The sequence below is a fragment of the Bacillus sp. ISL-35 genome, assembly GCF_018613355.1.
In the GTDB taxonomy this organism is placed as follows: Bacteria; Bacillota; Bacilli; order Bacillales; family Cytobacillaceae; genus Mesobacillus.
Map to the genome: position 1 here is coordinate 188,224 of NZ_JAGGQK010000007.1, position 14,565 is coordinate 202,788.

Here is a 14,565-nt window from a genome sequence, read left to right on the forward strand (position 1 = left end):
TTTGCTATTATTCAGCGTCGACAATTTTGCCACCGTAAAATTCCTTCAGCACTGGATCGATATTCAGCGCCTTGCAGAATTTTTTCAGATCACGTTCTTCTCGCTCGTTGACGATCGAAATGACGGTTCCTTCTGCTCCAAAACGGCCTGTACGGCCAGAGCGATGGATGTACTTGTCCTGTTCCCGTGGAAAATCGTAATGGACAACATGGGTTACGCCTTTAATGTCAAGGCCGCGAGCCGCGATGTCAGTGACGAGCAGCATCTCGCTGCTGCCTTCGCGGAATTTATTCAAGTATTTCTGGCGCTCCTGCTTGGCCAGTTCGCTATGCAGCTGTCCAACCGGGATGTCCTTGAAATTCAGCTTCTCAGCAGCAATGATCAGATTAGGGATATCCTTAATGAATACGAGCGACTTTGTTCCATCAAGACGCGCAATTTTCTCAAGAATTTTGATCTTGTCACGCTGCTCACTGCGGAAGTAAATATGCTCGACTTTGGCTGCATCAATGGTGTCATCCTTCTTCACCTTGATGATTTCAGGATCATTCGCCAGCCTGTTGATTGATTTTTCTACAGCCTCAGGCAGTGTGGCTGAAAAAAGTAATAGCTGCCTTTGATCAGCAAGAGTCGATTTCACGATACTTTTCACCGTTTCATTATGTTCCGGTGTCAGCAGCTGGTCGCCTTCATCGAGTACGATGGTGTGGACCTTATGCATCTTCAGCTTTTTCTGCTTGATCAGTTCATTCGTGCGTCCAGGAGTTCCGACGATGATGTGCGGGCTTTTTTTCAGCTTGTCAATCTGGCGCTTCAGATTAGCACCTCCAATCAGGCTTGCTGATTTGATTCCGCTGCCTTCTCCCCATTTCTGGATTTCAGCGAGGATCTGCATGACAAGTTCCTGTGATGAGGCAAGAATTACGGCCTGTGTATTCTGCATCTTCGCATCGATTTTATTTAAAACAGGAAGCAGGTACGCTAAAGTTTTGCCCGTACCTGTCGGCGATTCAGCGGCAACATCTTTTCCTTCTATTATTAACGGGATCGTTGTCGACTGGACTGAAGTCATCGCCTCGAATCCGGCCTTCTCCCAGGCCTGCTGCAGGAAAGGGTTCAATTGAGCGATTATTGGTTGGGTTTCTGACATGATTTTCTCCTTCACGTAAACATTCTAGTATTGATACTAGCTAAAACCTGCTTATAAGTCCAGTCTTCCCCCGCTGAATCACGATTTTTCATCTAGTTTATGACTCGGTTTTATTTTATTGGCGAAGTTCACAACTTTATTGGCGAAAATATAATTTTATTGGCGATTTCATAGCTTTTCTGGCGAAATTCTTAATATATTGGCGATTTCCAACTTTTATTGGCAAACTGGAAATTCCGTGCGTTTTTTTCCAATTCAGAACAAAAAGCGCAAGCGCTGGAGGGATTGACAGTGAAGTCGTTCTTTGACTTCAGGCAGGACCGAAGCGTCTCGAGGGGCTAGGCGCTGGTGCTGGATTAAGACAACCACTATAGTTATCTACACACAATTTATTTTAAAATTAAAAAACATCGGACGAATAGTCGCCCGATGTCTTAAAGTTTTATTTATGGATCCAAACTGCACCAGCAGAGTTGTCTTTCGCTTCGCCGATTACCTTGAACTTAATCGGGAATTGAGCTGGAACTTTTCGTCCTGCGTCTGGAATTAAGTCATTCATGTAAGACTTGGTAGAATCGAATTCAGTTACCCCTGGAAGACCTTTATAATCAAAGATTCCGCGAGATGGAGAATTGATGTACCATGCAGGTGTCTGATCCATAGAGAATGCAGCATCTGCTACCTGGTAGCGTGTGCTTTGGTAAACGGAAGGCTTACCGTTAAGCGTACCTACGATTGCTTCTGGATGTGAATCGACTGGTCCTAAGAAGCCTTCACCCGGGTGGATACCAACCCAGTTATCTGTGAATGAATCATCCGCATACCATACGACCATACCAGTGTTGTACTTCACTCCGCGTCCTTCAAGTAAAGCTTTGTCGGAACCAGCGTAGTTTCTCCACTCCAGATAGTAGTAGTGGTCCTTGAAGAATGTACCGTTTGTTTGGATGAAACCATCAAGTGTTACAGCTGCATCGCCTTCAGCGCCATCAACGAAAACTTCTTCACCGTCAACTGTCAGCTTAAGCTCGTCCATTGCGAAACCTTCTGGAGCAAGGCCGCCGTCAGTTACGTATTCAAAAGCAAGTTGTACTTTCTTGCCAGCATAGTCGCTTAGATCGTACTTTACATCAATCCATTTGCCTTCTGAAGTATCCATTCCACCAGCAACATTTGTATCACCGATTTTGTCGATTTCTACTTCTTTGCCATCAACAATTGCATTAACGTATACATAATCGTAATCAAATTCAACTTCATAATTCGCTTTGTATGAGAATTCAGCGCTAGTTGCGTTTGTTAGATCTAACTCAGGTGTTACAAGTGTTGTATGAAGATCATCGCCTTTTTGGCTGTAGTAGTACTTCTCGCCAAACTCTGTCTGGATTCCCTTCACTTCTTTACCAGGAAGGTTTACTTTTACAATTCCTGGGTTCTTTGATTTTGTCACACTCTGGTCAATAACTGTTGCAAGACCTTTAGAATCAATATCTTCGTAATTCACTTCTGTAATATTGGCCCAGTTGCCGCCCATTGTCTTTTGGAAGAATTCTTTATTTTGCGGAGAGAAGCTTGGTGCTTCTGTTCCAGCGATTTTTCCATTCCAGCTTCCGCCTGACATGATTGACCAAGAAGCTACAGGGTCACCTTGTCCAGTGTACTGAGTGTCATACTCATCTGGAAGACCTAAGTCATGTCCGAATTCGTGAGCGAATACACCTACTGCGCCATCTTCAGGCTCTACAGTGTAATCGAATGCCGCCATTTGTCCGCCCCAGTAAGGAACTGCAGCAGTTGTTCCAGGTACGCGGAAAGGAGCGTTGCCGACTACCCAGCGGTGTGACCAGATTGCATCGTCACCAAGCTTGCCGCCGCCAGCTTCCTGTCCAACACCAGAGTGCAGAACCATCAAGTGGTCAACAAGGCCGTCTGGCTCATTCTGGTTTCCATCACCATCGAGGTCATACTGATCAAAATGGTCATATTCAGCTAAGTCGATTCCAGATTCAGCTGCTGCTACCAATGCATCCTTAACAAGTCCGCGAGCACCCTTTGCTCCAGGAGCATTATCATGGCCGCCATCAGGATTGTCACCGCCATACTCAGCAGCTGTACCAGGCACCTTCAGCCAGTTGGAAACTTCGCCTGTAACTGTGTAGCTTCCGCCTGATTGCTCTTCATAATATTGCTTGAATGTCTTTACCTTTTCACCATTAAAAAGTGTGAAGTCCTCATCACCGAACAGCATTTTTTGATAGTGTTCGCGATTGAAGTCATCGGCCCACATATAGCCTTCTTCTTGATCGATGTTATTGTGCGGGAAGTCCGCATATTCTACAAGAAGGACAAGAACCTTATCCTCACGAACGTCTCCGTTGTAGTTAGCCTGCTTAGCAGAGTCTACCTTTACTGCTCCCGTCGGCTTTCCTTTTTTGAAGTTTTCATGACCTTTATCAAGCTGCTTAGCGAGCTTGTCCTTTTGTTTTGAAACAAAGTCTTTGGCCTTTTTGTCAAAAGCCTTCTCTTCTTTTGTCAAAGCTTTATCGGACTTGCCAGGCTTTTCACCTTGCTTCTTTTCGATATAAGCAGTGACTGCCTTGTTTACTTCTTTCTGAGAAGCTCCTTTAGAAATCAGACCGCGCTTTTGCAACGCCTTTGCCAGGCGATCCTGGTCAACGATATTCAAATCAATCGGCGCTGATTCCAGAGCTGTGGCAGCTTCTACAGTCTTAGTTGCTGGTGACCCCGCAAATGAACCAGCAAATAATGTGGAAGCAAAGACTGCACTTGCCGCTACGCTGGAAAGAACCTTCAACGTATTTTTCTTCTTCAAAAAGATTACCCCCTGCTATTTTCCAAGTTTCGATTATTCATATATTCTGAAGAATCTGATTGAAATTGTAGCAAGGTTTTGAAATATTGTAAATTTTTATAATATAATAATATTTACCTATAAATTTTTGTATTTTTTGTCGAAATTACCCATTATAAAAATAAACTGATTCCTTTTTCCTGTTTTCATCTCAGAAATATGTGTAAATAAAACTATTTTCATGAACTTATATATTGGGAAATTTTCTTCGCGTCTCGAAATTTGATTCTAAGGAACTAGAACTTTTTTACAAAAAAAGAGAGCACCCGGGTAAAGTGCTCCCTTCTAAACTATTAGTTTAACTTCGTTACACGGCCCTCGATTTGAGGATTAACTTCCCCGTGCGCCTTAATATAGTTTACCAAAGCGTCCAAATCGACTACATCGATTTGCTTATCAGTGATTGTTGCCAGGATTGCATAGCCATCCCCGCCACCTGCCATGTAGTTGTTGACGGTGATGGAGTAAGTTTTATCCATCTCAACAGGTGTGCCATCATTCTTCGTGATCGAAACAATGCGGTCTCCTGCAGCTCTGGAGTCATCGTAAGTGACCTTCAAACCAGAAATCGGCATGATGCGGACCTTGCTGCCCCATTGCTGCTCAAGCAAAGTCTTGATGACTTCACCAGTCACGTTCATTTTCACAAGGTCATTTCCGAATGGCTGTACAGTGAAAGCTTCCTTCCAAGTAATTTCACCTTGGTCAATGTCAGCACGTACGCCGCCTGAGTTCATGAAAGCAAAATCAGTGCCTGTCTGCCAGCGCATTGAGTCAGCTACAAGGTTCCCCATTGCTGATTCACCAGCAGCACTTGTGTCACGGCTAATATAAGAAGGTGTTGTTCCAATTACTTCATTCAGAATCGGTGCGACATCAGCTACATAGCTATCCAGCATCGCTTTGATTTCAGCATCTGGTTGGATTTGGTCACGGTATGTCGTCACGATTTCAGACTTACCAACCATGACATCTTTCGTAACAGGGTTAATCAATAAGTCTACATCAGAAAAAGCTGTACCTGAAGAATAAGACTGCACGACAATTTTGCCATCTACTTTAGTGTTTGTGAAAGCATGATTATGCCCACCCAATAACACATCTACTTCATCATCCACATTTTGAGCGATCTCAACAAGTTCTTCTCCAGCGTTTGATCCATCAGGGTTAGAAGTTGATGGGTTATGTGCTAATACAACAATTGTTTCTACACCCTGAGCTTTTAACTCCTCAGTATAGCGGTTGATGGCTTCCGCTTCGTCTGTGAACTTTACATCTGTAACAGCACTTGGGATAACAATACTTGGAGTGTCAGATAAAGCTACTCCGATTACTCCGACCGGAATTCCGTTCACATCAATAACTTTGTAAGGATCTAAGACATTCTCACCTGTCTCTTTGTATACAAGGTTAGCAGCAACATATGGGAAGTCAGCGCCTTCAAATTCGCCATACTTATCCACTGTTTTCGGATGGCTTCCACCATCGATCAAGCGAAGCATTTCTTCAACGCCTTCATCAAACTCGTGGTTGCCGACAGTACCTGCGTCAAAACCAAGCTCGTTCAAAATCTTGATCGTAGGCTCGTCCTGCAGCAAAGCGGATACCGGCGAGCTTGCTCCTACCGCATCACCAGCATGAAGCAGCAATGTGTTAGGATTTGTCGCTTCACGTTCTTTCAAATAAGCAGCAAGATAATCCACTCCGCCAGCATTGATTTTAGAATTGTAAGTGTCCAGCTGGCCATGGAAATCATTGATTCCTAAAAGCTGAAGTCCAATTGGCAAATGAAGCTGGTATTTAGCAAAGCCGTTTGCTGCTTCACCAGCATAGTTAATCAAACCACTTTCAGGCAACGCATTTTGTGCATCAGGAGTTGAGTTGAAAGTAACATTTAAATCTTTGCTCACACCAGCAAAGCTCCAGTTATTGTCAGCAGATGGATCGATTGTTCCAACTTCACGGATATAATCGATGATCGCCTGGCGGTTTTCATCTGGATACATTTCTACTGCTGTCTGATTTTTCACACCTGGGAATGTTCCAGTAGCACGGTAGTTATTTGTTACAACAAGGAATTCCTGCTCCAGGTCGATTGGCTGGCCATTGTATTGAAGGTTCTTGATTCGGTTTGCATCAGCGTCAACCAGATTTCCCTTATCATCGTACTTAGCCGGCTCTGTCACATCGATTTCATAAGTAACACCATCAATAACATCATAGTTATATACCGGGAACTTCGGATTGATTAACGGCTGTTCTGTTGTAATGTCCTCATCAATCTGGTTGAACTGTCCAGCAGACATTTCAAGCCATTCTTTTACATCGCTTCCTTTAATTTTGATTGTCGAAACGGTATTTGGATATAAGTAAAGATCTGCCACGTTCTTGATTGCAATCGTTCCTTTTGGAATATAAGTGTAATCACTTACACCGCCTCTTCCAGACTTGAATGGAGCACCCGCAGATAGGATTGGAAGATTTTCATCAGGCGTACCTTTTACCTGCTTTTCCACATACCATTTTTGTGCATTCGTTACGATTTGGATTGATGGATCATCTTGTACAAGCGCGAAGTAACTGTGGATGTCAGCATCAGTTTCCCCAACAGGCTGGCGGACATAATCTACAGTGCCCTCATGGTCTTCTTTTACAGCTTCCAAAATTTCTTTGTCAGCATCCACTAATGGAGTCTTTGTTGCTTTATCATAAATCGCTCTTAGCTCAGCCTTAGAATTCTTAACATTCCATTTGCCTTTTTCTTTAGCGATCGTTAAGTCCATAACACCAAGCTGGTTGCCCCAGTTTCCAGCCATGACAACCGGCACTCCATTGATTGTACCATTGGCTGCGTCTACGCCAGGAAGGTTCTTAAAATCACCAGGGAAAGTTAAGTGGTTGTGTCCAGTGATGATTGCATCAATGCCGTCAACAAGTGACAGGTCGTATGCCGCGTTCTCTTCCATTTCCACTACTTTCTCATCGCCAATTCCAGAGTGGGATAGCGCGACGATGATGTCAGCGCCTTCTTCTTTCATTTTTGGAATCTGTGCTTCTACTGATTTTACGATATCCTTTGTAATAACCTTGCCATCAAGGTTCGCTTTATCCCATTGCAAGATTTGCGGTGTTACAGCACCGACAACACCAACCTTGATTACCTGTGTCTTGCCGCTATTATCAGTCACTTTTTTGTTAAAAATGGTGTATGGCTTGAAGTAGTTTTCGTCATTTTCCGGATTATCGTCACCATCATCCTTGAACACGTTTGCATTCACATATGGCATCGGCGCGTCATCCAGCACTTCATCCAGGTAATCCAGACCATAGTTGAATTCATGGTTGCCGACTGTAGCCGCATCATAATCCAATAGTTCCATAGCTTCAAAGACCGGATGCATTTCACCGTCTTCCAGTACATCAACCTTGGCTTTATAGTCTCCCAGCGGATTTCCCTGGATCAAGTCTCCATTATCAAAAAGGAGATTATTTTTCCCTTCTTCTTCAGCCCTTGCCTGCTTAATCAGGGTAGCCGTCTTGGCCAGACCAAATTCGTTCGTTGATGCATCTTTGTAATAATCATAGTTATATAAATGTGTATGAATATCAGTAGTCCCCATGATTCGCAGCTGTACTTCATGTTTTCCTGCTTTATCAGGCTTACCTGCCGCAAATGACTTATAAGAAACAGGTCCTGCCAATACTGACAATGCCATTGTCGTAGCAACAACGGTTTTTCCTAACTGGCGCAAAGGCTTCTTCAAGAAAATCCATCTCCTTAATAATTAATTTGGTAGCATACGAGTTTAATTATAGTAGGATTCATGTAGAAGGAAATGGACTGATAGACCTGACTTTTCTAAACTTTTTGTAAAATTCGAGCTATTTAATAGGTAATATTTACTTACTTTTGCGGAAACCCCTCGATATATGTCGGCAATTGCGAATATTATAATTATCTATTTTTCCGCCAAAAGGACTACAATTGATTTATAAGATTGAAACAATCATAGAGTGGTAATGTATTTGTAGAACCTTTTCGAGGAGTGTTGATAGAGTGAAAGAATTATTAAAAGAATTGATCCTGATTGACAGCTCCACCATGGAAGGGGCCAATCAGGCAGTCGAGTTTTGCAGGCAATGGCTGATTGAGCAAGAATTGAAGCCAAGTTTGATTGAGAATAATGGGTATAAAATGCTCGTATGTGAGATTGGCGAAGGCGATAAAACAATCGTATGGAATGGCCATGTAGATGTTGTCAGCGGAAAAAAGGAGCAGTTCATCCCCATTGAGAAGGATGGAAAACTCCACGCCAGGGGCGCAGCCGATATGAAGGCTGGTGTTGCCGCGATGATGGTCGCAATGAAGGAATTACGGGATCAGAAACCTGGTGTCAAAATCCAGCTGCAGATTGTCTCTGATGAAGAAATCGGCGGGCAAAATTGCACAGGCTACCTTGTCGAAAATGGCTATCGTGGGGATTTCGTGATTGCCTCGGAACCAACCCAGCTCGGAATCGCCCTTCAGGCAAAAGGTGTCTTAAGACTTGAAGTCGAAGTGAAAGGAAAATCAGCTCATGGCAGCCGTCCATGGGAAGGCGAGAACGCAATCGTCAAAGCCTATCAGGTTTACGAAAAACTTCTTCAATTACCTTTTACAAAAGAAAGCTCGGAATTTTACCAATCGCCATCTATTAACCTTGCTATCATCTCAGGCGGTGAAGTTTTTAATAAAGTGCCGGATCGGTGCATCATGTCCCTTGATATCCGCTATCTTCCGGGCCAAAAACCTGATACCATCATCCAGCAGATCGAAAGTATTTCGGATGGTAAAGTTACTGTTGGATTAAAGGGAATCCCTGTCGCGACAAAACCTGATAATCCATTCATATCCCAGCTAAAACCGGTCTTGGAAAAGCATATCGATGGTGAAGCCATCCTATTTGGCCAGCACGGTGCAGCAGACACCCAATTTTTTGCAGCCCATGGAATCCCGGCAATTGAGTTCGGCCCAAGTGGAGCGAACTGGCACGGTGACGATGAATTTGTATTGCTGGAATCGCTTGAAAAATATAAAGAGATTTTAATTGATTATGTTAAAACCTACTGAAAAAGACAGCCACCCGGCTGTCTTTTTAACTGCTAAAACGATATTTCTTCGTCCATGAAAAAATCAATAACCCCAAAACTAAAACGATTTGCAGCAAAAAGACAACCGAGTCCCAAAAACGAAGACTATTCACCGGCTCAATAAAGCCCGGCAACATAATATCGTTTACCGCGAAAATCACTTGCGGTATGTAGTAGTAGACGGTGATGGCGATGGTTAAGAGGATGCCGGCCAGGTAGAAACCTGCATATGTACGGACAAGCCCTTCCTCACCGTCGAATGTTTCCGTTTGCGGTACCTGCAAAAAGGGAAGCCACTGCGCCAGGAAGTTCCGTCCATTTTCCATCAAGTTATAACAGCCCGTCTTATTCTCAATCACATAGTAAAGATCCGTTTTCATAAAAACAGCAGCCTGATACACCAGGCGAATGAACGTGTCCAGCACCACCAGCTTCAATAAACCCATGATGAGCGAATCTTCACTTGTAAACATTTGAGCCAGCAACGCCAGAAATAACACAACAAAATCAAAATACATCCCCGCGAGATAAAGCCTATTCCGCCTTTCAGCCGGCAGCTTCCAGACCTGCGACATATCTGTTTCCAAAACCACTAAAAAGAGCCGATGTCCGATTTCAATCTTAGCAGGCAGCCCTTCTGACCTGACCGCCAGGACATGGCCGAATTCGTGGAGAAGGACAAGAAAAAAAGTAATCACCAGCCATGCAATAATATTTTGCAGCATGAGATCAAAAGCAAAGATATCGGAGTAGTGAGGGAATAATGCCGGGTTGTATAGGATTAAAGCTATACTTGCGATGAGTAAAATTAGATAAAGATTAGAGCTGAAAGAATTGAAGAAAAAACGGCCTAGATTTTTTGGAATCCATGAATAACCCGATTGGTCCTTCTTTGACGAACTTTTTAACATTTCTTCACCGTTAATTTCGCTGACTAAGTCCAATTCCAGGAGTTGAGAGACAAAATCAAATAGTTCTATTTCTTCATCAGGAAATCTAACGGTCAATTCTTTTTCCACATCATTAAGGGATTTTCTTTGATTTATTAGCTCGATAGCAACAATACATAGTTCGGGCATTTCGTAAAATTCACCATTCAATACATCTTCAACAATATAATGTTTTTGATCTTTTCGAATAGCTAGTTGTTTAAGTGTAACATGAGTTTCATAGGTAAGATCCATACCCATCACCTTATCAAAGTAATAAAAAGGGGATGTTTCCAGAAACTTAACATCCCCCTCCTTCATTATTGTTTAGAAAATGGACACCACCAGCAGGTTGTTTTAATTTTGTTTAGCTTACGGATTTTCATGCCCTCACCTCCTCTACACAATTATGTTTTTGAACAAAATGATCTTCATTCCATTCTGAACTCTTATGGAATGCAGCCCATTCTGGAAAAACTTCCTTAAACTTTTCAACAAGTTCAGGATCAAATTGCGTACCTTGACCTTCTATTATCCTGTTGTACGCCACGTCAAAAGGCATGGCTGAACGATAGGATCGAGAGGATGTCATAGCATCGAAAGCATCCGCAATGGATACTACTCTTGCTGAAAAAGGAATTTCATTTCCTTTTAATTGTTCAGGATATCCCTTGCCATCCCACCTTTCGTGATGAGATTTGATAATATCAATACTGTCTCCTAATCCATTCACCTTAACAATAGCTTCTGCCCCTACCGCTGGATGTGTTTTAATAATCTCGTATTCTTCTTTTGTCAATTTTCCAGGCTTCATAAGTATTGAATCAGGGATATTCACTTTCCCAATATCATGTAATAAACATGCATATGTAAAGGAACGCAGTTGATCTTTTGTAAATCTGCCAGTAGATTCAGCTAGTGAGTTTGCATAGTAAGCTACTCTTTCGCTATGACCCCTGGTATAAGGGTCCTTTAACTCAAGTGTTGCAATTACACCCTTAACAATTCCAGATAATTGATTATCATAGGATTCTTTAATAGCTTTCACATATCCTTGATATCTTCTTAAAATTATGAACCCTAATATCGATAGGATTATAATTACTGCTATCGGGAATAAAACTACGGTTGTATTAAGTAATAGTCCTATGTATGAGTATTTAAAAATAGTTCCAAGTGAAACCGTCCAAAAAAAAGCAGTATTCACAAAAATAGGCGCAAAGAGTATGAGAAACACCTCAACGATATTTCCCCCGTCATAGGCTACATCATTGCTTAAGTATGTTACTGAATCATTGAGTATTGTAATTGCTATAAATCCCAGAAAAAAAATAAACTTAACTGAATAAAGTTCCCCTTTTTTCACCAATAGATACACACCAGGTAATAACATTAGGATTAAAAGATGGTAATAATATCTATTGTTCGAGAAAATTAAAACATCCTTGTGCGTAACATAAGTCGGATTTATGTAATAGTAGAAAATCTCAAAGGAAATGAACAATATATAAAATAAAGTTATAAACCATTTTAATGCTCTTTTTTCCTCATGATACAAAGATGGCTCTTCAAAAGAATTCTGCATGATACTACCTCTTTTTCTGTCTACAAACCTATGTATTTTTCCTTCATATCGCCATTATTCTTGACATATTAATAGTTTTATTGAAATAAGAATAAAATGAGCATTATGACCTAGACCAAATTAGCAAGATTCGACAATTTTCTCCATTATAAACCAAAAGGACTATTTAATAAAATAGTCCTTTTGGTTTATTTATTGGTTTATTTTTCATTATACAACTATAACTTTACTTGGCGATGGGTAAAGATATAATCACAGTTGTTCCTTTTTCTAACTCACTTTCAATATTAAAAGTACCTTCATGTTCTTCAATAATTTTTTTCGTGACCATCAGGCCCAGACCATTTCCATTTTGCTTGGTTGTATAAAATGGTTCTCCTAATTTAGCGAGTTTTTCAGGAGGAATCCCGCACCCTTCATCCCTTACTGAAATGAAAGCTCGATCACTCTTAACTTGGGAATCTATTTTCACCATTCCCCCATCTGGCATTGCTTCTATCGCATTTTTAATTAAGTTGATAAATACCTGCTTTATTTGATTTTCGTCACATAAAAGTACAATAGTATTATCAACGTCATATTCAATATTAATTTCTTTCCTGTGAGCATGCGGATCAATAACGGATACAACATACTCGGTAATCCCCATTAGACTTTTCGGCGTTTTAACAGCTGTATTTGGTCTTCCTAAAATCAACAAGTCATTAACGATCGAGTTAATTCTATCAATTTCATTTAACATAATTGGGTAATACTGTTCATCGCCCTTATCCTTTTCTTGCTGTAATTGAGTGAAACCTTTCAAAGAGGATAAAGGGTTTTTAATTTCATGAGCAATTGCTGTTGCCATTTGACCAATAACCGCCAATTTTTCTTTTTGTCTCATATCCTCAAACATTGAGGTAATAGCATTTATATATGATTGGAAACGAGTAAGTAAAATCCAGGCAATTATGCCAATAAAGAGAATCAAGCCTAGCGCGAATAGGACCTTAGCAGATTGGTAAATCAAACCCACTGTTAGATACTTAAGAGAAAAGCCCAATGTAATAATCCAAAAGAATTTTTTACTGACAAACATAGGCGAAAACAAAATGAAATATACTTCAAGAATATGGCCACTATTGAACTCTCGATTAGTACCCCAATAAATTAAAATATTATTGATCGTGTCCAATATTATAAAAGCAGCGAAATACATATATTTCACTTTTTCAGGATGCCCCTTTTTAATTATGAAGATGGCCAAAGGAAGCAAAGCAAACAATAGCAAATGAAAATAGAACCCCAGCCCTCCATATGGCAACCCTGTCTTTACATTGTTAAAATATGGATATATATAATAAACTGTGAAATCATAAGGAACTAATATAATATAAAAAGTCCACAAAAAGAACTTGACTGCTTTTACTTCTTCATAAACTAAAACCGAATTTTTTTTGAATGGTTCCATACGGAATCTCCTTAAATCTTAAAACTTGATAGCCTTATTATAGCAGGATGTGTCACATCTTGTTACTTTTTGTCTAATCAGGAAGGAGATTTTCAATAAATATTTTTTATAGATTGAAAGGAATCTTTTATGGAATAAAAATGGACCAGGCGATTAATTGCCTGGTCCATCCTGCTTTATGCTGTTTCACTCAGATTGTATTCATTTAAGATTCCTTCAAGTTTAAGCGCGAGTCCCATGCTGCCCTGGATTTTGAGTTTCCCTGTCATGAAGGCTGCTGTTCCGTTCAGCTTGCCCATGATCATTTTCTTGAAGTTTTGGTCTGACAGCTTCAGGGTGCAATCAGGTGTTGCTTCTGTTCCTTCAACAACGCGTGCCGTTCCATTTGTGATCAGCAATTGGAATGTTCCGCTGTCATCACCCGTGATGTCATATTGATAGACCGTATTCATACCTTGAATCGGTTCAGGGTTTTCCGTCATGACCTTTTCGATTTCCTGCCACACTTCTCTGATTGATTTGTTTTCCAACATCCTTGCCACCCCTATCAATCTACTTTTTTCCATCTTACCTGACTGAAGTCCTATGAGGCAATACGATAATGAAAGTGTTCAGCAAAAAGTCCCTACATTTATAGGGTAGCTTTTAGTTTAACTTCCTGTACTTGCAAAAGCTTTAAGCCCCCTGTTCCAGAAAGCATAGGCAATCACACAGCAAACAACTGCAGCAACCGGAGTCCAGAGCGCGAACTCCTTGTAGCCAGACTTATCGATAAAATAAGCTGCCGGGAAAAATGCTGTGAACCCGTAAGGTATGATCCATGTCAGGAACATGCGGATTCCCTTGTGATAAATCGTCAGCGGATATCTCGCAAAGTCACTGAGGTTAAAGACTGCCCATACAATAGGAAGACTGTCGATCATCCAGTAGCTGAATGTCGCGAAAAATAGGTTGATCGCCACGAAAATTAATCCGGATGAAATGATCATGATGACCAGCATCGCAATTTCCGTCGCTCCCCAAACGAGGTCAAGCTGTGGAATCGCTGTTCCGAGAATGATCAACCCGATGATCAGCTGGCCAAAGCCATCCTGATGGAGACGATCCGCCACAACATGGAACAAAGGATTGACCGGCCTGATCAGCAACCGGTCCAGCTTTCCTGGCCTTATATACTGCCAGCCAAGTGTCCAAAGATTATCAAAGAAAATCTGGTGGATCGACCGGCCCGTCGCCGCTATTCCGTAAATGAACAATATCTCATAAAACGACCAGCCATTGATCTGCTCAATGTGGTCGAAAACCACTTTTACAAAAAAGATCGAAGCGAACTGCTCGAGCATAACCGAGGCGACACCGATCAAGAAATCGATTCGGTACTCCATCATCACCTTCATATGGCTCTTCGCAAACTCCCAATATAATCTCGTATAACGACGCATCCAA

Annotated in this window: 9 protein-coding genes; 1 reads left to right on the forward strand and 8 read right to left on the reverse strand. The window is 41.4% G+C overall.

Annotation, left to right across the window (positions count from 1 at the left end; all coding sequences use genetic code 11):
• Positions 1 to 7: 7 nt before the first annotated feature.
• The 3 genes from J7E38_RS12335 to J7E38_RS12345 form a co-directional block, all read right to left on the reverse strand.
• Positions 8 to 1,150 carry a DEAD/DEAH box helicase gene (locus J7E38_RS12335; RefSeq protein WP_214707728.1) on the reverse strand — a complete coding sequence of 381 codons (1,143 nt, stop codon included), beginning with the start codon at positions 1,148 to 1,150 and terminating at the stop codon, positions 8 to 10.
• A 442-nt stretch (positions 1,151 to 1,592) separates the two neighbouring features.
• Positions 1,593 to 3,983: an immune inhibitor A domain-containing protein gene (locus J7E38_RS12340; RefSeq protein ID WP_214707730.1), complete on the reverse strand. Its 2,391-nt coding sequence runs from the start codon at positions 3,981 to 3,983 to the stop codon at positions 1,593 to 1,595.
• Positions 3,984 to 4,315: 332 nt separating this feature from the next.
• Positions 4,316 to 7,786, reverse strand: a complete 3,471-nt coding sequence (locus tag J7E38_RS12345; protein ID WP_214707732.1) for a bifunctional 2',3'-cyclic-nucleotide 2'-phosphodiesterase/3'-nucleotidase — start codon at positions 7,784 to 7,786, stop codon at positions 4,316 to 4,318.
• A gap of 293 nt (positions 7,787 to 8,079) precedes the next feature.
• Here J7E38_RS12345 and J7E38_RS12350 point away from each other — a divergent pair, with 293 nt between their 5' ends.
• A complete protein-coding gene (locus tag J7E38_RS12350) occupies positions 8,080 to 9,132 on the forward strand; it encodes a M20 family metallopeptidase (protein ID WP_214707734.1) in 1,053 nt (350 codons plus the stop codon).
• Positions 9,133 to 9,157: 25 nt separating this feature from the next.
• On the opposite strand, the gene J7E38_RS12355 is transcribed toward J7E38_RS12350, so the two are convergent.
• The 5 genes from J7E38_RS12355 to J7E38_RS12375 form a co-directional block, all read right to left on the reverse strand.
• Positions 9,158 to 10,336: a hypothetical protein gene (locus J7E38_RS12355; RefSeq protein WP_214707736.1), complete on the reverse strand. Its 1,179-nt coding sequence runs from the start codon at positions 10,334 to 10,336 to the stop codon at positions 9,158 to 9,160.
• 127 nt (positions 10,337 to 10,463) lie between these two features.
• Positions 10,464 to 11,666, reverse strand: a complete 1,203-nt coding sequence (locus J7E38_RS12360) for an HD-GYP domain-containing protein (RefSeq protein ID WP_214707738.1) — start codon at positions 11,664 to 11,666, stop codon at positions 10,464 to 10,466.
• A gap of 226 nt (positions 11,667 to 11,892) precedes the next feature.
• Complete coding sequence (locus tag J7E38_RS12365; RefSeq protein WP_214707740.1) at positions 11,893 to 13,119, reverse strand: ATP-binding protein; 1,227 nt, start codon at positions 13,117 to 13,119, stop codon at positions 11,893 to 11,895.
• A gap of 176 nt (positions 13,120 to 13,295) precedes the next feature.
• Entirely contained in the window at positions 13,296 to 13,652 is a 357-nt protein-coding gene (locus tag J7E38_RS12370) for an SCP2 sterol-binding domain-containing protein (RefSeq protein ID WP_214707743.1), read from the reverse strand.
• 117 nt (positions 13,653 to 13,769) lie between these two features.
• Positions 13,770 to 14,561, reverse strand: coding sequence for an ABC transporter permease (locus J7E38_RS12375; RefSeq protein ID WP_214707745.1), 792 nt, complete (start codon positions 14,559 to 14,561; stop codon positions 13,770 to 13,772).
• Between the last annotated feature and the right edge of the window lie 4 nt (positions 14,562 to 14,565).